This window comes from Streptomyces sp. NPDC057694, from assembly GCF_042799415.1.
In the GTDB taxonomy this organism is placed as follows: domain Bacteria; phylum Actinomycetota; class Actinomycetes; order Streptomycetales; family Streptomycetaceae; genus Streptomyces.
In genome coordinates this window covers 67,439-89,319 of record NZ_JBHVIX010000007.1, presented here as the reverse complement: position 1 = coordinate 89,319, position 21,881 = coordinate 67,439, and the positions used below count along the sequence as shown (strand labels likewise).

Here is a 21,881-nt window from a genome sequence, read left to right as displayed (position 1 = left end):
CTCAACCGGACGTCCGGCGGCGACAGAGCAGGCACTTTTGCGGGCAGAGCCGACCAATCAAGATCACTTACGGGTGGGGGGCGGGCGAAGTGTCAGTGGCAGGTGCGAGGATGCCTCTCAGCACTGGCTGACGTGCCCGTGGCGGCGGGGGAATCTGCGGTGGGGACCGCGGGCGTCCCTGGCCCGGGTGCCCGCGCAGAAGGGACCGCTGACGGCGATGCAGATCCGGCTTACCGTCATGGCCTCCGTCGAGGCCGCAGCATCCCCGGCCCGCGACCTGCTGGTCACAGCGCCCGCGGGCACCGCGCTCGCCGCGGTCCTCTCCGGCCTGGTCGCGGCCGTCGCGGGCAGCGACGCCCCCTCGTCCGTGCTGTACGCCGGTCATGAGCGGCTCGACGCACAGCGCTGCCTGCTGGGCGAGCCGCCGCTGACCGACGGCGCGGTGCTCTCCCTCGGCGGCCCCGCGGACCCGGGCCCCGACCCGGACTCGGCCGCGGCCCAGCTCCACGTGGTGGCGGGGCCCGACGCGGGCGGTGTCCATCTGCTGCACGGCGGCCAGATCCGCATCGGCCGCTCCGCGGACGCGGACGTCTGCCTGGACGACCCGGACGTGTCACGGCTGCACTGCGCGGTGACGCTCACCCCCGACGGCCGGGTCACGGTGGCCGACCTGGGCTCGACGAACGGGACGACGCTGGAGGGCCGCCCGCTGGGCGAGCACCCCGTGCGCCTGTCCCCCGGCACACTGCTGCGCCTCGGCGAATCGGCGCTGCGGGTCACGGCGGCGGGCGACACGGCCCGCACCGCTCCGCTGGCGACCGCGCCGGACGGCGAGGGGCAGGTGCGGGTGGCGCTGGACCCGGCGGGCACCCCCGCTCCCTCCACGTCCTCTCCGGCTCCCCCTTCTTCCCCTGTTTCCTCGCCCGCTGTGTCTCCCGTGGTTCCTTCCGACGAGACCCGGCACACGTACGGGGACGCGTCCTGGGGCGCCGCGGGCGACTCGGCACCCGGGGGCACGCAGCCCGTCGTACCGGGGCAGGGCGGGGCGCCCGACATGGAGCGGACGCGGACGGGCACACCACCGCGCGGTACGGAGCTGCCGCGCGCCCCGCGCAAGCGCGGCGGTCTGGGACGGCTGCTGCGGCGCGGCCCCGGGCGTGACGAGCGGTCGGGAGAGAGCGAGTACGGGCGCTACGCGAGCGGCGCCGACGGGGCGCAGGACGCGGAGCACGCCATCCACGAGCCGTACGCGCTGCGCGCACCGCAGCAGCCCGGCGTGCCCGCCCCCCGTACCGGTTCCGGGCCCGACGCCGCCGCGGTGCCCGCCACCGCCGAGACCTGGCCGGATGCCGCCACGCTGCTGCTCACCGCGCTCGGCCCCGGGCCGCGGCTGTGGGAGCGCGGCCCCGGGCACCCGGAGGCGCTGGCCGTGCGGCTCGGCGCCGTCGACCGGCCCGGGCCCGGCGGGGCCGGCCTGCTGCCCGCGGTCCCGGTGACCGTGGGGCTCGCCGAAGCCGGGGCGCTGGGGCTCGCCGGACCGCGCGCGCGGCTCACCGGGCTGGCCCGCGCGGTCGTGGCGCAGCTGGCGGCGCTGCACGCGCCGGAGCGCCTGGAGATCGTGCTGATCAGCACCGACCGGGCGCGGCCCGAGGCGGAGCGGGTCGCCGAGTGGTCCTGGCTCGGCTGGCTGCCGCACGTGCGTCCGGCCCACGGGCAGGACTGCCGGCTGCTGCTCGCGTACGACCGGGAGCAGGCGGCCGCCCGCACCGGCGAGCTGCTGCGCCGCCTCGACGACCATGCCGCGGGTCTGCGTCCGGACGCCGCCGCCGTGGTCGTCGTCGACGGCGACCCGGGATCGGCGACGCTGCGGGAGGCCACGGTGCGGCTCGCCGCCGAAGGGGCCGCCGCCGGGATCCACGTCGTGTGCCTGGCGGAGACACCGGCCACCACCCCGGCGTCCCCGGTCGACCGCACCTACGAAGCGGCCTGCGCGCAGAGTCCGCCCTTCCGCGCGTGCGGCGCCGTGGCGCTGCTCAGCGGTGACGTGGCGACCTCGCTGCGGCTGCACCGGGCCGCGCAGGGGCAGCCCGTCGGGCACGGCACCGTGGCCACGGTGGACGCCGTGTCGCTCGCGTGGGCGGAGCGGTTCGCGCGGGCCCTCGCCCCGTTGCGCTCGGACAGTGCGGGCGGGGCCGAGTCGCACGCGCGCGTGTCGGCGCCGCTGCCGCACGTCGCCCGGCTCCTCGACGAGTTGGGGCTCGCCCGGGCCACCCCGGCGTCGCTGATGGCGCGCTGGGCGGCGGCCTCGGACGATCCGGACTCCCTGGGCGGCCGGGTGTGGGCGGTGCTCGGCGCCGGGCCGCGCGGTCCGGTCGGGGTCGATCTCGCGGCGGACGGTCCGCATCTGCTCGTCGAGGGGCCCTCGGGCAGTGGGCGTACGGAGCTGCTGCGCTCGGTCGCCGCGTCACTCGCCGCCGCCGAGCGGCCGGACCGGCTCAGTCTCGTCCTCATCGACGGGCAGGGCGGCACCGGCGGGCCGGGCGGTGCGGCGGACGGTCTGCGGGTGTGCACCGATCTGCCGCACGTCACGACGCATCTGGCGGCCAACGACCCGGTGCGGATGCGGGAGTTCGCGCAGTCGCTGAGCACCGAGCTGAAGCGGCGGGCCGAGCTGATAGGGCGTACGCACTTCACCGAGTGGCACACCCAGCGCACCGTCGCGGGGCGCCTCGTCTCCCAGCGCAGCGCGCCCGCCTCCGGCGGCGCGTCCGACGCGGGGGACCTCGACACACCGCCGAGCACGACCATGCCCACGATGCGGCTGCGGCCCGGTGCGGCGCGGGAGAAGGCGGAGGCGGCGCCTCCGCTGCCGCGGCTCGTGGTGGTCGTCGACGATCTGGACGCGCTGCTCGCGCCGCCGCTGGGGTCGCCGGGGCGGCCCGCCGCGGGGTCCGTGGTGCGGGCTCTCGAAGCCGTGGCTCGGGACGGGGAGCGGCTCGGGGTGCATCTCGTCGCGGCGTTCGCCTCCGGCGGGGGTGCCGGGTGGTCGGCTCGGCCGCGCGTGGTGCTCGATGCCGTGCGGGGTGGCGGGCCCGAGGATCCGGCGCCGGGGCGTGGGCGGTTGCTCGGGGCCGATGGGCGGGATGTGGGGCTGCAGTCCGGGCGGGTCACCGGGCGTATCCCGCGCACGGCCACCCAGCGGCCCACCGTGATCGTCCTCGACTGGGCCCGCATGGGAGACCCCCCGGACCGTCGCCCGGTCCGCGAGCTGGGCAACGGCCCGACGGACCTGGCCCTCCTGGCCAGCGCCCTGGAGCGGGCCGCCCGCTCCGTCTCGGCCCAAGAGGTGCCGTCCCTGCTGTAGGCACCCCTGGGTTGTCGGTCGGCTGACGGCCGGTGGCCGCTTCTCGCGCAGTTCCCCGCGCCCCTGAGGCAGGCGCTTCGCGCCGCCTCCCCTGAAGGCCGCAGGCCTTTCAGGGGCGCGGGGAACTGCGCGACCAGCCACGACGACAGGCGCACCCGACAACGCACCCCCACCCCGGCACCCCCAACTCCCGCCCCCCGCGGCATCGTTGACGTATCACGACCCCGTCACGATCACCCGCCGGAGGCGACGGGCACCCTTGCCGGTTCTCCCTGGTCGGGCGTAGACCAGAGCGCACGACACGCCAGAAGTACAGCGCTCAGTACGTACGTTCAGCCTTCAGGACGAGAACGGGGCAGTGATGCGCAGCACCCTTCGGACACCCGCCTTCCGCCGAGCAGCCGTGGCTTTGGCCGTGGGCTCCCTAACCCTCGCGCTCACCTCCTGCGGGGGCGACGACGACAGCGACAAGCCGAGCGGGAACGACTCGTCGAAGTCCCCCGCCTCCTCCCTCCAGCTCCCCAAGCTGGACGGAAAGACGCTGGAGATCGCCGCCGTGTGGACCGGTGACGAGCAGAAGAATTTCAAGCAGGTGCTCGCGGAGTTCGAGAAGCGGACGGGCGCGAAGGTCACGTTCGTCCCCGCGCAGGACCCGATCATCAACTTCATCGGGTCGAAGGTCGCGGGCGGCTCCCCGCCCGACGTGGCGATGCTGCCGCAGCCCGGCGCCATCAAGCAGGCCGTCGACAAGAAGTGGGCGAAGCCGCTCGACAAGGACGTGCAGGCCGAGCTGGCGAAGAACTACAGCACGGGCTGGCAGGACCTCGGCAAGGTCGACGGAAAGAGTTACGGCGCCTACTACAAGGCGGCCAACAAGTCGCTGATCTGGTACAACACGGCGGTCTTCGAGAACGCGGCGGCGAAGGAGCCGAAGACCTGGAAGGAGTTCCTGGCCACTTGCCAGGCGCTCTACGACTCCGGGGTGACGCCCGTGTCGGTCGGCGGCGCCGACGGCTGGCCGCTCACCGACTGGTTCGAGAACATCTACCTCTCGCAGGCGGGCCCGGAGAAGTACGACCAGCTCGCCGCGCACAAGATCAAGTGGACGGACCCGTCGGTCAAGCAGGCCCTGACGACGCTGGCCCAGCTGTGGGGCAAGAGCGACTACCTCGCGGGCGGCAACAAGGGCGCGCTGGGCACCGAGTTCACCAAGTCCGTCGAGCAGACCTTCACCGGCGGCGACCAGCCCAAGGGCGCCATGGTCTACGAGGGCGACTTCGTGCAGGTCAACATCCAGCAGACCAAGGCGAAGGTCGGCACGGACGCGAAGGTGTTCCCGTTCCCCGCGGTCGGCGACCAGGCGCCCGTGGTCAGCGGCGGCGACGCGGCGGTGATCTTCAAGGACTCGCCGGCGGCGCAGGCCCTGGTGAAGTTCCTGGCCTCCCCCGACGCGGCCACCATCCAGGCCAAGCTGGGCGGTTACCTCTCGCCGAACAAGAACGTGCCCCTGTCCGCGTACCCGAACGCCGTGCAGCGCACCATCGCCAAGGCGCTCGTCGACTCGGGCGACAGCTTCCGCTTCGACATGTCGGACCAGACCCCGCAGGCGTTCGGCGGCACGCCCGGCAAGGGCGAGTGGAAGGCGCTCCAGGACTTCCTGGCCAACCCCAAGGACATCGCCGGCACCCAGAGGACTCTGGAGGCCGACGCGGTCAAGGCGTACAAGGACTGATCGGGCGATGACCACCCCGGCCGCCGGACCCGACAAGGACGGCGGCCCGGGTACTCCCGCCGACGCACCGGCCGACCAGGCCGCGTCGGCGGGACCCGGGCCCGCCCCGTCCCCCCGCCGCTTCAAGAGCGTGACCGGTACCCGCAGGACCGTCGCGTTCGCCTTCCTCCTGCCCGCCCTCGTGCTGCTCGGCGCGCTCGTCGTCTACCCGATCGGGTACTCCGTCGTGCGCAGCTTCTTCAACGCCTCGGGCAGCTCGTTCATCGGGTTCGACAACTACCAGACGCTGTTCACCCGTTCCGACACCAAGGCCGCGATCAACAACAACATCTGGTGGGTGGTGCTTGCCCCGACGGTCGCCACCGCACTCGGCCTGATCTTCGCCGTGATGACCGAGCGGATCCGCTGGGGCACGGCGTTCAAGCTGCTCGTCTTCATGCCGATGGCGATCTCGATGCTGGCCGCGGGCATCATCTTCCGGCTGGTGTACGACCAGGATCCGGGCAAGGGCGCGGTGAACGCGGTGTGGACCTCGGTCCACGACACGTTCAGCTCGTCGTCCGCGTTCCCGAAGGCCCATCCGCGCGCCAATGATCCGCTGGCGGGCAAGGCGGGCGGCCCGTACCTGACCAAGCAGCCGGTACAGGCGGGCAAGTCCTATCTGCTGCCGCTGGTCGGGGTCGCCGCCGACCAGATGCCGGACAGCGCGAAACCGGCGAAGGCGGCGGCCGTCTCGCCGGGCAAGGTCACCGGCACGCTCTGGCAGGACTTCACACTCGGCAAGGGCGTGGGCAAGGCGAAGGGCGTCGACCCCACCGAGGTCGGCTACCCCGGGATGCGGATCGAGGCCGTGAAGGGGGGCAAGGTCGTGGCGTCCACGACGGCCGCCGCCGACGGCACCTTCACCCTGCCCGCCGCCGCCGACGGGGCGAAACTCCGGCTGCCCGCCGCGAACTTCAAGGCGGCGTACAACGGCGTCGACTGGCTCGGCGACAAGAAGTTCTTCACCATCCATCTGGGCGGCTTCGACCTCTACCTCAACATCGTGACGACCTCGATCATGGTCGCGTACGTGTGGATGTGGGCGGGCTTCGCGATGGTCCTCATCGGCGCCGGACTCGCCGGGATCCCACGGGAGTTGCTGGAGGCCGCCCGGGTGGACGGGGCCACGGAGTGGCAGGTGTTCCGCCGGGTCACGGTGCCGCTGCTCGCACCGGTGCTCGCGGTCGTCCTCGTCACCCTCATGATCAACGTCCTGAAGATCTTCGACCTCGTGTACATCATCGCGCCGGGCTCCAGCCAGGACGACGCGAACGTCCTGGCGCTGCAGCTGTACCTGTCGGCGTTCAACGAGAACAACGAGGGCCTGGCCAGCGCCATCGCGGTGCTCCTGCTGCTCCTCGTGATCCCGGTGATGTGGTTCAACATGCGACGGCTCAGGCAGGAGGCACGCCGATGACGACCGTCGACGACACGGTGCGGGCCAAGCGGTCGCTGGCGGGCCGGATCGGCGAGAAGCTCAGCGGCGGCCTGGTGCAGTTCGTGCTGCTCGTGGTCGGCGCGCTCTGGCTGGTGCCGACCGTCGGGCTGCTGCTGTCCTCGCTGCGCTCCCCCGACGACATGGCGGCGAGCGGCTGGTGGAAGGTGTTCTCCAAGCCGTCGCAGCTCACCTTCGACAGCTACAGCAAGCTGCTCGAGAACTCCGACATCACGAAGTCCCTGATCAATACGATCCTGATCACGGTGCCGGCGACCCTGCTGGTCATCGTGATCGGCTCGCTGGCCGGGTACGCGTTCGCGTGGATGGAGTTCCCGGGCCGCGACTGGTGGTTCCTGATCGTGGTGGGGCTGCTGGTGGTGCCGGTGCAGCTGGCCCTCGTACCGATCGCCAAGCTCTTCGGCGACATCGGCATCTTCGGCTCGGTGCTCGGGGTGGTCCTCTTCCATGTGGCCTTCGGGCTGCCGTTCGCGGTGTTCCTGCTGCGGAACTTCTTCGCGGAGATCCCCCGCGAACTCCTGGAGGCGGCCCGGCTGGACGGGGCGGGCGAGCTGCGGCTCTTCGTGCGCGTGGTGATGCCGCTGGGCGCACCGGCGATCGCCTCGCTCGGCATCTTCCAGTTCCTGTGGGTGTGGAACGACATGCTGGTCGCGCTGGTCTTCACCGACGCGGGTAGCCAGCCGATCACGGTCGCGCTCCAGACCCAGGTCCGCCAGTTCGGCAACAACGTCGACGTGCTCGGACCCGGCGCGTTCATCTCGATGATCATTCCGCTCGCGGTGTTCTTCGCCTTCCAGCGCCAGTTCGTCTCGGGCGTGATGGCGGGCGCGGTGAAGTAGACGCGTTGAAGTAGGCGCGGTGAAGTAGGCGCCCGCCAGGCGGGGTTGAGGGGCGGGCCGGGACTCTCCGGCCCGCCCCTTCGGCCTTCTCCGCGCGGTGTCCCCCGAATGCCGCATCGCGCGTAACTTCCCTGCGTGTCGGCCGTTCCCGGGCAGAATGCCCGCGCCGACTCCCTGGATGTGTCACCTTGCCCCGGTTCAGTGTCATCGTCCCCGCGTACAAGGTGCAGGCGTATCTGCACGCATGCCTGGCCTCGGTGCTGGAGCAGGACTTCACGGACCTCGAAGTGATCGCGGTGGACGACTGCTCACCGGACGCCTGCGGGGAGATCATCGACGAGTTCGCGGCGCGCGACGCCCGCGTCCGGGCCGTCCACCTGGACGAGAACGTGGGCCTGGGCCGCGCCCGCAACGCCGGCCTCAAGCACGCGAGCGGCGACTACGTCCTCTTCCTCGACAGCGACGACACCCTCACCCCCGGCTCGCTGCGGGCGATCGCGGACCGCGTCAAGGAGACCGGCTCCCCCGACGTCCTGCTCTTCGACTACGCGCGCACCTTCTGGGACGGCCGCGAGATCCGCAACCAGTTCGCGCACCTGCTCGCCCAGGACGGCCCGGCGTCCTTCACCCTCGCCGACCGGCCGGGCCTGCTGAAGGTCCTGATGGTGGTCTGGAACAAGGCGTACAGCCGGGAGTTCATCGAGCGCGAGGGCTTCACCTTCCCGCCCGGCTACTACGAGGACACGCCCTGGACGTACCCGGTCCTGATGGCGGCCGAGTCCCTCGCCACCCTGGACCGGGTCTGCGTGCACTACCGCCAGCGGCGCGGCGGCAACATCCTCGGCACCACCTCGCACCGGCACTTCGACATCTTCGACCAGTACGAGCGCGTCTTCGAGTTCCTCGACCAGCACCCGGACCTGGACGCGCAGTGGCGCCCGGCGATGTTCCGGCGGATGGTCGACCACCTCTCCACGCTGTTCACCAAGCGCGGCCGGCTCCCGCGCCGCAGCCGGGCCGAGTTCCTGCGCAAGGCCCGCTCCCACTACGCCCGTTACCGCACACCGGGCGCCCGCGTGAGCCGCCGCACCCGGCTGCGGCACGCCCTGGTCCGGCTCGGCACCCACCGCACCTACCGGACCCTGTGGACGGCGATGGCGGTCGGGCGCCGCCTGTCCCGCGCCCTGGAGGCGGCCCGCCGCTCCGTCCGGGCCGCCGCGCTCCAGCTCCACTACCGCGTGCAGCTGCGCCTGCCGGTCCGCGAGAACGAGGCCGTCTTCGCGTCGTACTGGGGCCGCGGCCACGGCTGCAACCCGGGCGCCCTGGAGGAGTCCTTCCGCGATCACGCCCCGCACATCCGCACGTCCTGGATCGCGGCGCCGGAGCACCACCACACGATCCCGGCCGGCACCCGGCGGCTGACGCCGGGCACGGCCGCGTACTGGACGGCGCTCGCCCGCTCCAAGTACCTCGTGAACAACGTCAACTTCGACCGCCGCCTGGTCAAGCGCCCCGGGCAGGTCTTCGTGCAGACCCAGCACGGCACGCCGCTGAAGAAGATGGGCATCGACCTCCAGGACCACCCGGCGGCGGCCCGCGGCACGGACTTCGCCCAGTTGCTGGCCAACGCCGACAAATGGGACTACGTCCTGTCCAGCAACCGGCACTCCACGCTGGTCTGGGAGCGCGCCTACCCGTCCGCGTACACCACCCTCGAATACGGCTACCCGCGCAACGACCGCTTCCGGTCGGTGACGCGGGAGGAGACCGTGCGGCTGCGGGACACGCTCGGCATCCCGCGCGACACCATCGCGGTCCTCTACGCGCCCACGCACCGGGACTACCGGATCACCCAGCGCCTCCCGCTGGACCTGGAGCGGATGCTGCGCACCCTGGGCCCGCGCTTCACGATCCTCACCCGCGCGCACCACAGCTACGCGGCCCCGCTCACCGGCGTCGCGGCCGCCCGCCTCATCGACGTCTCCGGCCACCCGAGCGTCGAGTCCCTCTGCCTCGCCTCGGACGCGCTGGTCACGGACTACTCGTCCCTGATGTTCGACTACGCGGCGCTGGACCGCCCGATCGTCATCCACGCCGACGACTGGGAGGCGTACGAGGCGGCCCGCGGCACCTATTTCGACCTGCGCTCCTTCCCGCCGGGCGCGGTCGCCAGGTCCGAGGACGAGCTGATCGACATCTTCGCGACGGGGCACTGGCGCGGGTCGCGCTCCGCGCAGTTGCGGGCGGCGTTCCGGGAGCGGTTCTGTCCGTACGAGGACGGGCGGGCCGGGGAGCGGGTGGTTCGGCGGGTGGTGTTCGGCGAGGAGCCGCTCGGCGCGGCGGCGGTCCCGCATCAGTCTGCGGAGTCGTCTCCGGTGCCGCGAGCCTGAGTCCGTCCGCGGCCCGGCGGGGCTCTTTGCGCAGTTCCCCGCGCCCCTGATCGGGTTGTCGTTCGGCTGACGGCCGGTGGCCGCTTCTCGCGCCGTTCCCCGCGCCCCTTAACGGGTTGTCGGTCAGCTGACGGCCGGTGGCCGCTTCTCGCGCCGTTCCCCGCGCCCCTGAGGCAGGCGCTTCGCGCCGCCTCACCTCGGAGGCTGCGCTCCGCGCGCCTCCACACGGGGCAGCGGGGCGCGCCTCCCATCGGGGCAAGGGACGCCCCTCCACCTGAGGCAGAGGCCACACCTCCGCCTTGGGTGGGTGGCGCGCCTTGATGGAGATGGCGCACGCAGTGCGCATCTCCAGGGGCGCGGGGAACTGCGCGAGAAGCCCCACCGGGCCGCACACGAACGACAACCCGATAAGGGGCGCGGGGAACTGCGCGAACAGCCCCCACCGGGCCGCAGGCGGACGGCTAGCGCTCCAGCAGGGCGAACAGGTCCTCCCACATGCCGAGGACCTGCTCCTCCGAGAAGCGCTGGACGTTGGACCGGGCCCGGTCCCCCATCGCGTCCCGCAACCGCGGATTCCCGGTCAGCCGCAGCAGCCGGTCGGCAAGCGCGTCGAGGTCCCCGGCAGGCGCGAGCAACCCGTCCTCGCCGTCCCGGACGATCTCCCGCACGCCCGGCGCACAGTCGAACGCCGCGCACGGCACCCCGCTGGCCATGGCCTCCATCAGGGCGAGCGGAAACCCCTCCCCGCGTGAGGACTGCACGAAGACCGAGGACTCCGCGAGGGCGCCCGGCACGTCGTCCGTCCGGCCCTGCCAGCGCACGGAGCCCTCGATGCCCAACTCGGCAGCCTGCGCGCGCAGTTCGGGCTCATCCGTGCCCGCCCCGTACAGGTGCAGCTCCCAGTCGGGGCGCTGCGGCGCGACCTTCGCCCAGGTGTCGAGGAGCATGTCGATGCCCTTCTGGTCGGCGAGGCGGCCGATGGAGCAGACGACGTTCGCGGTGCGCGGCGAGGGCACGGCCGGCAGGTGGGCCAGGGCGTTGGGCATGAAGCCCACGTTGTCGAGGCCCTCGGCGGTCCAGATGTCGGCGTCCTCCTGGGTGAGGGCCAGCCAGCGGTCGACGTGCGGATAGTGCCGCTTCACCCAGTGGTAGCGGTGGCAGGCACGCGAGTACGCGAACGACTCGTGGCTCATGCCGATGACCGTGAGGTGCGAGGTGTCGGTCTCGCGCAGCCATTCCATCGGCCACACCTGCGTGACGACGAGGACGGAGCCGGGCCGCGCCTGCCCGAGGATCGTGTCCAGCTCGGCGATGGCCCGCTTCTTCGCGTCGAGCCTGCGGGCCTCGCGGCGCCGCGCGGGCACGCTGAAGCGGCGGCGGCCGCGCATCGGGCGCGCGGTGAGCGGGTGTTCCGGGTAGAGGGCGGTGACCGGGTAGTCGGGGGTCTCGGGCACGGCCATCTTCAGATCGGCCTTGTGTACGCCGATGACGTGCACGCTGTGCCCAGCCGTCTGGAACAGGCGGGCCATCTGGTGGGTCCAGGCGGTGACCCCGCCCAGTTCGTCGGTGCTGTTGGCGACGAGGTAGAGGTCCCGCTCCCGGGTACCGGCCGTCGTCGTCGAGGACGTCGTCATCAGCGGCCCGCCTTTCGCGTGAAGAGGGCGTCGACGACGGCGCGGGCGGCGCCCCCGTCGTCGTAGGTCCCGAACTCGGCGGCGAACGCGCGCCGCGCCTCCTGCCAGTCCCCGTCCGTCTCCTTGATCCCGGCGAGGGTGCGGTGCAGCTCCTCCTGGGTGTCGACGACCGGGCCGCCGGAGCGGGCGCGCAGGTCGAAGTAGCTGCCGCGCTCGGCGGTGTACGTGTCGAGGTCGGGGGCGAAGTGCACGATCGGGCGGTCAAGGAGGGCGTAGTCGAACATGATCGACGAGTAGTCGGTGACCAGCACGTCGGCGAGGCAGAGGAGTTCGCTGACGTCGTGGTGCCGGGAGACGTCGAGGACGGTGCCGGACGGGGTGACGGGCAGGGTCGCCGCCTCCATGTAGTGGGCGCGCACCAGCAGGGTGTGCGTGTCGCCGAACCGCTCGGCGAACTCCCGCACGTCCAGAAGCAGTTGCGCCTTCTTGTTCTTCGGTGTGCCGCGGAACGTGGGCGCGTACAGGACGACCGTCCGGTGGTCGGGGATGCCGAGCGCGGCGGCGAGGGCGGGGCGCGGGAAGCGGCCCTCGCGCTCGTCGCGTGTCCGGGCGGCGACGAGCCGGTCGTTGCGCGGGTAGCCGACGCGCATCAGCCGCTCCTCGGGGATGCGGTAGGCGCGGGCCAGCGTGGTCACGTCGTGCTCGGAGCGGACGAGGAACCGGTCGAACCGGCCGACGGCGCGCATGAGTTGCTCGCGCTGCGGGGCGTTCTGCATCTTGTGGCGGATCTCGTCGTAGCCCATCCGCTTGTACGCGGAGCCGTGCCAGGTCTGGAGGTACGTGGTGTGCTTCGGCTTGTCGAGGGCGTGCGGGAAGCCCTGGTTGTCGACCCACCACTCGGCGCGGGCAAGCGCCCACAGATACCGCCAGGACCAGCGGCGCACCAGCGTGGCGTCCTTCGGGAACCCGGCGGGGTCGTCGGCGTAGGACCACACGACGCGGGCGCCGCGGCGGCGGGCCACCAGTTCCTCGTGGACGGCGCGGGGGCTGTCGCCGTAGCACTTGCCCATGTGGCTCTCGAAGACGACGGTGCCGCGGCTGACGGGCAGCCGGCGCAGCAGATGGCGGTAGACGCTCGTCTTGGTGCGCTGGGAGTGCAGGGCGGCGATCGTCTTGCGGAGCTTCTTCCAGCGCTGCTTGATCATGCGGGCCGGGCGGAAGTTCGTGGCGTAGCGAGCCACCTTGTTCGCGGCGCGGGCCGGACGGCGCCGGGGCAGCAGGCAGACCGCCAGATGGTGTCCGGCGGTGACGTAGGGCTGCCAGGTGTCGGCGGTGAGGAGGCCGAGGCGCGGGCGGGCCGGGAGGGCCGTCGCCTTGGTGTCGACGGCCGCCTTCTCGGCGAACAGGTCGAGCGGCGCGAGCTGTTCGCCGTCGACGCCGAGCAGCAGGCGCGGGTCCCAGTTCCGGTCGCCGATGCCGCGGGGGCGCAGGCCGGTGGTGAGCGGGACGGCGGCGCGCCAGGTGATGGTGTCGCCGCGCAGCCGTACGTCGTCCAGCGGCACGGTGACGGGCCGGGCGCCGGCGGCGCGCGGGGTGAGTTCGAGGCTCCCGGTGAGCACATGGGTGCGGTCGCTGTCGCGCAGCGCCGGGGGGAGCACGGCCGCGCCCTCGACGACCAGGCGCCCGTTCTCGCGGGCGCACCGGGTGACGCGGTTGAGCAGCTTGAGGCCGCTCAACGGGCGTTGCGAATCGCCGAGTTCGGTGAGGTCGTACGTGGGGTGCAGGTGCTCCGGGGTCCAGTAGGAGCGCCCGTTATGGACGGCCTGCGCGGTGACGACGGTGCCGGGCCTGGCCAGGGCGTACGCGGCGGTGTGCACCCCGGCCGCGTCGCCGTCGACGAGCAGGGCGGCGGCGACCCGCTCCAGGGGCTCCAGGTCCCGCAGCGCCCGCTCGTCGATCAGGCCGTCGAGCAACGGGGCGTAGGCGGCGGCGAGTTCGGTACGGCGGGCGGGGGCTGCGCCGAGGAAGGCGCGGGCGCACGGCACGACGTGGTCGGTGAGGAAGGCGTGCGCGCGGGCGGCGCGCAGCGCGGGGTCGGTGAGCAGGGCGAGGGCGTGGCGCTGCGCCGCGGCGGCGGCCGGCAGCTCACCGAGCGGGTCGGGGGCGGGGCGCCGGGTGGTGATCAGGTTGGGGACGAGGGCGATCCGGCGGGCCGTGAGCGCGAGGTCGAAGCCCGTGCCGCCGTCGGCCCAGCGGGGCCGCCGGACCGCGAATCCGGCGGTGAGCGCGTCCCGCACGACCAGTTCGGGGGCGTCGGCGACATCGGTGACGAGGCGCGTGCGCCCGTACAGCTCCTGCTGCCAGGCGGGGGCCTGCTCCTTGGTGCCGTTGCCGGTGCGGCGGGTCCAGCGGCCCGCGATCAGGTCGGCGTCGGTGCGGCGGGCGGCGGCGAAGAGGTTGCGGCAGGCGTTGCGCTCCAGGAGTTCGCCGGGGGCGAGGGGCAGGACGAAGGTGCCCTGCGGGGCGCCGGTGCGCACCCGGCGCGGGTGGTCGGCGACGAGGGCGGCGCCCGCGTCGGCGGCGCCCGCCCCGGTGAGGACCGCCTCGGTGGCGGCCAGGGTCTGGTCCAGCACCGAGCGGACGCTGTCGCGCAGGGCGGCCGCGGCGGTGCCCGGCGGGCAGTCGACGACGACGCTGACGACGCTGACGTCGAGGGGGTCCACGCTGCTCATCGACCGCCCCCGAGCACGTCGTGACCGAGCATCGCGTCGGCGACCTGCGCGGCGGCCGTGCCGTCGTCCAGGTCGCAGAACGCCTCGCGGAAGCGCTGGTAGGAGTCACGGTGACCGGCGACGGCGGCGTCCGCGTCGAGCAGCGCGGCGATCACCTCGTCGCTGGTGCGCAGCAGCGGTCCCGGCGCCTTCGCCGCGAAGTCGAAGTAGAAGCCGCGCAGGGTGTCGCGGTAGTGGTCGAGGTCGTAGGTGTGGAAGAGCATCGGCCGACCCGTCTGCGCGAAGTCGAACATCATCGAGGAGTAGTCGGTCACCAGCACGTCGGCGATCAGCAGGAGTTCGGCGGCGTCGGGGTGGCGGGAGACGTCCCGGACGAAGTCGGTGGTGGGGACGGCGCCGCCGACGAGGTAGTGGCGGCGCACGAGGAGCACGTGGTCGTCGCCGAGGGCCGCCTCGGCCGCCGTGAGGTCGAGCTGGAGGTCGAGGCCGTACTTGCCGCCGGTGCGGGGCTGGTTCTCGCGCCACGTCGGGGCGTAGAGGATGACGCGCTTGCCGTCGGGCACGCCGAGCCGTTCGCGCACCGACGCGGCGTGCTTCTCGCGGTCGGGGGCGAGCAGCAGGTCGTTGCGCGGGTAGCCCGAGGCGAGGACGTCGCCGGTGTAGCCGAACGCCTCGCGCAGCACCGGGGTCGAGAAGCTGTTCGGGGAGACGAGCAGCGACCACTGGTCGGCGCGGGCGGGCAGCGTGGCGATGTACTTCGGGTCGGCGCTGGCGCTGCCGAGCAGGTCGCGGCCGATGCGCTTGAGCGGGGTGCCGTGCCAGGTCTGGACGACGTACTGGCCGTCGGCGCGCTCGAACCACTCGGGCAGATGGGTGTTGGTGACGACGTAGCGGCAGCGGGCCAGCGCCTCGTACCAGTCGGCGCTCCACAGGGTGACCGGGGTGACGTCCGGCGGCAGTTCGACCTGCTGGTCCCGGACCACCCACAGGTGTTCGAGTCCGGTGTCGCGGGCGGCGAGTTCGGTGTGGACGGCGCGCGGGGAGTCCGAGTACTGGCGGCCGTCGAAGCTGATGTGGAGGACGGCGTCGCGGCGCGGCAGGGTGCGCTGGGCGGCGTAGCGCTCGCGCAGCGCGCTCTGGGCGGCGCGGCCCCGGTCGGCCTCGGGCAGCGCGGAGCCGGAGTGCAGGACGAGCTGGTCGTGGTGGCGGCGCTGCACGGTGAAGTTCCGGCCGCGCAGGGCCCGCACGAGCGGCAGGTCGGCGTGGCGGGCCGGGGCGAGCAGCAGCGGGACGCGCCGGTCGGGGTCGCTGTCGCCGGGCGCGCGCAGATACAGCTGCCAGGTGCCCTCGGCGAGCGGCAGGATCCCGGCCTGCCCGATGACGGCGTGCGGGCGCACGACGGCCTCGAAGCGGCCGTCGGCGACGGTGACGGGGGTGACGGCCTGTTCGCCGTGGCCGTCGTGGGCGAGGACCAGCTCCCGCTCCCCGCCGAGCGGGTAGCTGCCCGCGAGCAGCAGATGGCCGCCGGGCTCGCGGCAGTCCGCGCAGATCCGGCAGGTCTCGCCCGCGCCGCACTCCTCCCAGCGGACGGTGTCGACGACGGGGCGCACGATCTGGTCGCGCAGTTCGGTGTTGCCCGACGGGTTGGCGAGCACCATCAGCTCGCGGCCGCCGCCGAGGCCGTAGCGGCCGGGGGCGATGTCGGGGCGCACCGGCAGCGAGACGGCCTTGGCAGGTTTGCCGGAGTTACCGGGGTTGCCGGGGGTGCCGCCCTCGCGGACCAGGGCGACGCCCCACGGGTCGGCGGCGTCCTGGGTGCCGCCGAACAGGGCGAGCGGCACCCGGGCGGTGAAGGCGCGCCCGTCACAGGTCACGGAGAAGTCGTGGAACTCCTTGGTGCGCCAGTTCTCGACGCGGACGGCGAGCGGGGTGCCGGGGGCGCCGTCGGCCAGCGCTCCCGTCAGGCGGATGGTTTCGCCATCGCTGCTGTGCTCGGCGAGCCGGGCCTGGAGCCGCTCCACGCGCAGCCGCAGCCGGCCGTCGCTGAGGGTGGGCACGACCCGCACATCGTCGTCGAGGTGGCGCAGCGGCACGGTGCCGGAGCCGCTCAGCCGGACCGGTCCGGTGCGCGGCAGCAGACCGCCCGCCCAGGCGCCCAGCTCCAGGTTCCAGGTGGTGCTGGCCCGGGCGGTGACCAGCTTCGCGGGGTCGACGACGGTCTCGAAGCCGGCCCGGTCGTAGTTGTGCAGCCCCTGCTTGGAGGCGAGGGTCGCCTCGCGCGAGCGGACGGTGCGCAGCCGCAGCGGCACCGCCCGCCGCTTGCCCGCGCGCAGCCAGGCGACGCGGGCGCGGGCGCCGAGCCGTCCGGCGGGCAGGTTGCGCACGTAGGCGAAGCCTTTGAGGCGCAGCTTGCCGTCCTCGTCCCAGGCGGCCTGGGTGATCCGGGCGTCGAGCGGCAGGTCGTTCTTGGCGAGGCCCACGACGGAGCGCGGCAGCCGGCCGCCGAGCACCGGGAAGTCGGCCCGGCGGCCGCGCAGTCCGCGACGCGCGGTGAAGGCGCCCGGGTTGCTCTTCTCGTACGCCATGTAGGCGAGGAGTTCCGCCGTCCGGCGCTGCCGGATCAGCCGCCAGCGCACCCGCAGGCCGAGCGGGAGGTCGTCGAAGATGCCCGGATCGACGCTGTCCGCGAAGGAGTTGACGTGGTCGAGGAAGGCTTCGTGGTAGGCGGCGTCGCCGTCGGGCAGCGCCTCCATGAACATCCACAGGTCGCCGGAGATCACGCTGGCGTCGTAGCGCCGCTTGCCCTCGCGCCACTCCTCACGCTCGGCGAGCGAGCGGCTGGCGGAGGCGCAGGAGGCGGTGCGGTCCTGGATGGCGCGGGGGACGGCGCGCTTGTTGGAGATGGAGCCGTCGCGGTCGCGCCACAGGTAGACGGTGTCGGACAGGACGTCGACGCAGCGCGCCCGGAAGTGAGCGGGGAGCACGACGGGGATGTCCTCGAACAGCACGCCTTCGGGGAAGGCGAGGGAGTGCTCGTCCCAGAAGTCGCGGCGGAACACCTTGTTGCAGGCGATGCGGTCGGCCAGCAGGCCCCAGTCGCGGGTGACGTGGGTGGTGGTGCGGGTGGTCGCCATGATCTTGCGGAACATCGGCGACTGGGCGGTGGAGCCGTCGGCGCGCAGCCGGAAGACGTTGCCGGTGACGAAGTCGGACCCGGAGGCCTCGACGGTGTCGAGCATCAGTTCGTAGGCGCCCTCGGGGATCACGTCGTCGCTGTCCACGAAGGCGAGGTGGGCGCCGGTGGCGTGCCGGATGCCGGTGTTGCGGGCGGCGCCGAGCCCGGCGTTGGCCTGCTCGACGAGCCGGAACCGGGCGTCCCGCTCGGCGAAGGCGCGCGCGACGGCCCCGCTGCCGTCGGTGGAGCCGTCGTCGACCATCACGACCTCCAGGTCACGCATGGTCTGCGCCGACAGCGACTCCAGGCAGTCGGCGAGGTACTCCTCGACGTTGTAGATGGGGACGACGACGGTGAGTCGGGGTGTCATGCGCGGCGCACATTCCTTCCGGACGACAGAAGACGACAGAGGACAACGGAGAACGACTGGGGACAGCAGCGGACCGCTGTGGTGAGCCGGGTGTGCTGGAGATGGCTCACTCGTTAACAACCGGCGTCGCCCCCGCCGGTCACCCGACCTGGTCCATTCGGGTGAGCACGGGCCGGCCCCGCGTCACGGGACGCGGGGGCCGGCGATCGGGGGCGGGTGCGGGCGGGGTCACGGCTTGACGGCGATCCGTCCCTCGTCCATGCGGAGCAGGAGCAGCCGCTCGCCGGTCTCCTCCAGGAACTCGTCGACGGCCTGACGGGAGCCCTGCCAGTAGCCGTAGTCGTCGATGAGCAGGACGCCGCCGGGGACCAGCCGCTCGTAGAGGTGGTCGAGTTCGTGCTTGGTGGAGGCGTACCAGTCGGTGTCCAGGCGGAGTACCGCGATCTTGTCGGGGGCCTCGCCGGGCACGGTGTCCTCGACCTTGCCCTGCACGTAGTGGATGCGCTCGGCCGGATAAGGCACCTGCTCGAAGCCGGACCTGACGTCGTCGAGGGTCGCGTACGCCCAGATCGCCTTGTCCTTGGAGTTGCGGGCGAGGATGTCGGACGCGGGGGTCCCGTCGCGCCGCAGGTCCTCGTCGGTGGGCGGCGTCATGCCGTCGTAGGTGTCGAAGAGGTACAGGTCGCGGTCGGTGGCGCCGGAGCTCAGCAGCGTCCTTGCGCAGGCCTGCATGGAGCCGCCGCGCCACACGCCGCACTCGACGATGTCGCCGGGGATGCCGTGCTTGACGACGTGCCGGGTGGCGAGGACGAACGCGTTGAGCCGCTCCGGGGACGTCATGGTCCACGGCTTCACCGCGCGGATGATCTCCTTGGCCTCGTCGTCGTAGTCGGCCGGGAGTCTGAGCTCCTTCGGCGGCTTCGGCGCGGGCGGCACGGCGGGCGCGGGAGCGGGCTGCGCGACGGCGCGCGGGGCGGGCACCTGGGGGCGGGTCAGCTGGTATCCGGTCAGGGTGCGGAGTGCGCCGTTGACGGCGTTCTTCCATGCCATGGGGCGGGACACTACGCGCAATTCACCCTCCCTGTCACGATCCGTCAATTCGTCGTCACTCTAAGTAGGTTGACGGCGGTACCACCAGCGCCGGGCGGGTTCCTCGACGTAGGTGTACGCGGCCCAGGACAGCCCGGCGACGACGGTGGCGACCCCGATCAGGGTGAAGACGTTCTGGTCGCCGGGTGCCGCGCGCCCCCAGTGGTCGAGGACGAACCGGTTCACGGTCTGGTGCAGCAGATAGAAGGCGTACGACCAGGCGCCGAGCCGCACCATCAGCGGCGCGCACAGCCAGCCGCGCACCCCGGAGCGCTCGCGCCGCACGTACGCGACGATCAGCAGCCCGGAGAAGAGAGCGACCAACGGCCTGACCGAGCAGTCGAATTGCTGCACGAGGGCCGGGCCGAACCAGTCGCCCCGGTGGGCGTACACGACGGTGTACGCGGCGAAGGCGGCGGCGAGCGGTCCCGGCCGCACCGGGATCCGCACCCCGCGCCCCACCGCGAGCGCCAGGCTCACTCCGAGCGCGAACTCCGGCAGCCGCGTCAGAGGCAGGCGCATCAGCCACTCGCTGTGGAACGGCGAGAGGTGCGTCGCGGCCCAGAGCCCGACGCCCCACATGGCGAGGAGTCCGGCGGCGCAGAGGGCGAACAGGGTGCGGGTGCGCAGCCGGTAGGCGCCGCGGATGACGAACGGGAACAGCAGGTAGAAGAAGGCCTCGACGCTCAGCGTCCAGGACACGCCGTTGCCCGGGAACATGGGGACGACGCCGGGGAACCAGGTCTGCACGAGCACCAGTGAGGCGAGGAAGCTGGGCAGGTCCCAGGGCACGCCGCCCCACAGGTGGAAGACCCAGATGCAGGGGACGGTGGCGGCGATGTGCAGCGGCAGGACCCGGCCCGCGCGCCGCCAGTAGAAGATCCTTGCGGGTGTCCCGGCGCGGTGTCCCCAAGCGAGCAGGAATCCGGAGAGCACGAAGAAGAACCCGACGCCGTTGACGCCCATCGTCGAGTACGGGAAGAGGGCGGGCGTGTGGGCGACGCCGCCGGACGGGCTCGCGCCGGTGAAGTGGTGGGTGAACACGGCGAGCGCGGCGAGGAAACGCAGCCCCGTGAGCGAGTCGAGCCGGTCGGCGCGCGGCACGGACGCGCGGGGTCGGAGGGCGGGCTGCTGCGGGAGCAGGGCGCTGGTCATCACACCCCCCGGAAGACGGCGGGCGCGGGCGCCTGCGGGGCGTGCGGCGGCGCCAGCGGGATGGGCCGCGCGGGAACGAGCCGGCCGGGCGGTCCCGGCCGCGGCGGCGGGACCTCGGCGACGGCGGCCCGGGCGGATTGTCCCGGCACCAGGCGGGCGCCGCAGTCGCCGAGTTCGCCGCGCCGCTGGTGCTTGGCGTGGCGCATGCGGTCGACGCGGGGTTTCGCCCACGCCCGTACGGCGTCGATGCGCTCGATGCCGCCGGGGACGGCGGTGGCGCGGACCCAGTCGCCGCCGTTGTCCTCGCGGTACAGGCGTACGTATCCGGCGTCGGTCAGCCGCTCCGCGGTGAGCCCGGAGCGGCCCGGCCAGGCGGCGTGGACGTGCAGGAGTTCGGGGCGCGCCTCGTTCAGGAGGTAGCCGGTGAGGGCGGCCCTGTCGTGGGCGGCGTAGGCGTCGGCGATGCGCCGGTCGGTGAGCCCGGCGACGTCGACGACCTTCAGCCTGCTGGTGAGGAGGGTGCCGCCCAGGTCGGGCAGGGCGGCGGTGGCGCCGGGGCGCAGGCCGAGCCGGTCGGCGTAGGAGTCGAAGAGGCGGCCGTAGCGGTCGGCGACCCAGCACATGGACAGGGTCGGCTCGGCGGTGAACTCCTTGTCGCGCACGTCCTGTCCGGCCAGCGACAGGGTGAGCGCCCCGCCGAGCGCGCAGGCGACCAGGGCGCGGGCCCGCACCGGCGCGGCGCCCCAGGCGGCGGTGACGGCGAGCGCGGCGACGGCCGAGCCGAGCACCCACACCGGGGTGGCGAACCGGTACAGCGGCATCCAGTCCGGCGCGAGCGCCCCGTACGCGAGGAGGCCGAGCGTGAGCGGCAGGCACAGCAGGCCGAGGACGCGGCGGGCGGGACCGGGCCGGCCGAGGACGAGCCCGGCGCAGCCCGCGCAGAGCAGGACGAGCGCCCAGCCCGCGTACCCGATCAGCTCCCCGACCTTCGCCAGGTCGGCGAGCTCGGGCGGCTGCTGGGCCTTGGCGACGGCGGTGTTGGGCACCCACAGGCCGAAGACGGCGTGCCGCCACAGCAGGAAGAGCCCGTAACCGGCGCCGAACAGCGCGCAGTTGACGGCCGCCGCCCGCAGTGCGCGCGGGCGGCGCAGCAGCAGGACGGCCAGCGGGTAGGCGGCGGCGAGGACGGCGCCGTCGGGGCGGGTGAGCGCGGCGAGCAGGGTGATCCCGGCGGCGGCGCAGGCGCCCTTGAGACCGTCGGCGCGCACGAGGACCAGGGCGAGCGCGGCGGCGCACAGCCCGTACAGGGAGTTCTCCAGGCCGGAGAAGCACCACACCACGTAACTGAGGTTGGCGGCGAGCAGCGCTCCCGTGCCCAGGACCACGATCCAGGCGCGGGACGGGAGGGCCGCGCGGGCCACGCCCGCGACACAGGCGAGGGTGCCGGCGACGCAGAGCAGGGCGAGCGCCTTCGGGAAGAGCGCGAGGTCGCTCACGCCCCACCAGCCGCCCCGGTCGAAGAGGCGCAGGGTCCGCCCGACGAGCAGGAGCAGCAGCCACGCCGGGTTGGAGTACCCCTCGACGGGCGCGGCGCCCGCCTGCTGGACCGGGCCGAGGCCCTCGCCGACGCTGCGGACGTAGGCGAAGGTGACGGCGGCGTCGTCGACGATCCACTGGCCGAGCGAGGCGGCCCGCAGTCCGACGAGCGCGGTGCCGGCGACGACGGCGGCGGGGACGGCCCAGCGCGCGGGCCCCCGGCCCGGCGGGGCACCGGGGCGGCGGGCGGCGGGCACCCGGGGTGCGGACGGGCGGACCCGGGCCGTCCATGCGGTCAGCGCGGTCGCCGTGGGAGGGCGCAGCAAGATCTTCATCCACTGACCAACACCGCAGCGCCCGTTCGGTC

11 protein-coding genes are annotated in these 21,881 nt (G+C 73.3%); 5 read left to right on the top strand and 6 right to left on the bottom strand.

Annotated features, from left to right (window positions below):
- The first annotated feature begins 217 nt into the window (after positions 1 to 217).
- From ACFVDP_RS18180 to ACFVDP_RS18160, 5 genes are all read left to right on the top strand, one after another.
- A complete protein-coding gene (locus tag ACFVDP_RS18180) occupies positions 218 to 3,364 on the top strand; it encodes an FHA domain-containing protein (RefSeq protein ID WP_383490543.1) in 3,147 nt (1,048 codons plus the stop codon).
- A 361-nt stretch (positions 3,365 to 3,725) separates the two neighbouring features.
- Positions 3,726 to 5,096 carry an ABC transporter substrate-binding protein gene (locus ACFVDP_RS18175; protein WP_383490541.1) on the top strand — a complete coding sequence of 457 codons (1,371 nt, stop codon included), beginning with the start codon at positions 3,726 to 3,728 and terminating at the stop codon, positions 5,094 to 5,096.
- 7 nt (positions 5,097 to 5,103) lie between these two features.
- Positions 5,104 to 6,555 (top strand): carbohydrate ABC transporter permease, encoded by a 1,452-nt coding sequence (locus ACFVDP_RS18170; protein WP_383490539.1) that lies wholly within the window; start codon positions 5,104 to 5,106, stop codon positions 6,553 to 6,555.
- Positions 6,552 to 7,433, top strand: a complete 882-nt coding sequence (locus ACFVDP_RS18165; protein WP_383490538.1) for a carbohydrate ABC transporter permease — start codon at positions 6,552 to 6,554, stop codon at positions 7,431 to 7,433. Before ACFVDP_RS18170 ends, ACFVDP_RS18165 begins: the two co-directional genes overlap by 4 nt.
- A gap of 188 nt (positions 7,434 to 7,621) precedes the next feature.
- Entirely contained in the window at positions 7,622 to 9,823 is a 2,202-nt protein-coding gene (locus ACFVDP_RS18160; protein WP_383490536.1) for a CDP-glycerol glycerophosphotransferase family protein, read from the top strand.
- Positions 9,824 to 10,284: 461 nt separating this feature from the next.
- Here ACFVDP_RS18160 and ACFVDP_RS18155 read toward each other — a convergent pair whose 3' ends face one another.
- The 6 genes from ACFVDP_RS18155 to ACFVDP_RS18130 form a co-directional block, all read right to left on the bottom strand.
- On the bottom strand, positions 10,285 to 11,457 hold the full coding sequence (locus ACFVDP_RS18155; protein WP_383490534.1) for a glycosyltransferase: 1,173 nt from the start codon (positions 11,455 to 11,457) through the stop codon (positions 10,285 to 10,287).
- Positions 11,457 to 14,189, bottom strand: a complete 2,733-nt coding sequence (locus tag ACFVDP_RS18150; RefSeq protein ID WP_383490532.1) for a CDP-glycerol glycerophosphotransferase family protein — start codon at positions 14,187 to 14,189, stop codon at positions 11,457 to 11,459. Before ACFVDP_RS18150 ends, ACFVDP_RS18155 begins: the two co-directional genes overlap by 1 nt.
- The gene (locus ACFVDP_RS18145; protein ID WP_383490530.1) at positions 14,186 to 17,734 is read right to left on the bottom strand and encodes a CDP-glycerol glycerophosphotransferase family protein; all 3,549 of its coding nucleotides are present in this window, start codon (positions 17,732 to 17,734) and stop codon (positions 14,186 to 14,188) included. The genes ACFVDP_RS18150 and ACFVDP_RS18145 overlap by 4 nt, the downstream gene beginning before the upstream one ends.
- 228 nt (positions 17,735 to 17,962) lie before the next feature.
- Positions 17,963 to 18,784 carry a TylF/MycF/NovP-related O-methyltransferase gene (locus tag ACFVDP_RS18140; protein WP_383490528.1) on the bottom strand — a complete coding sequence of 274 codons (822 nt, stop codon included), beginning with the start codon at positions 18,782 to 18,784 and terminating at the stop codon, positions 17,963 to 17,965.
- Positions 18,785 to 18,844: 60 nt separating this feature from the next.
- Positions 18,845 to 19,978, bottom strand: a complete 1,134-nt coding sequence (locus tag ACFVDP_RS18135) for an acyltransferase family protein (RefSeq protein WP_383490527.1) — start codon at positions 19,976 to 19,978, stop codon at positions 18,845 to 18,847.
- Positions 19,978 to 21,849, bottom strand: a complete 1,872-nt coding sequence (locus tag ACFVDP_RS18130) for a hypothetical protein (RefSeq protein ID WP_383490525.1) — start codon at positions 21,847 to 21,849, stop codon at positions 19,978 to 19,980. The genes ACFVDP_RS18135 and ACFVDP_RS18130 overlap by 1 nt, the downstream gene beginning before the upstream one ends.
- Between the last annotated feature and the right edge of the window lie 32 nt (positions 21,850 to 21,881).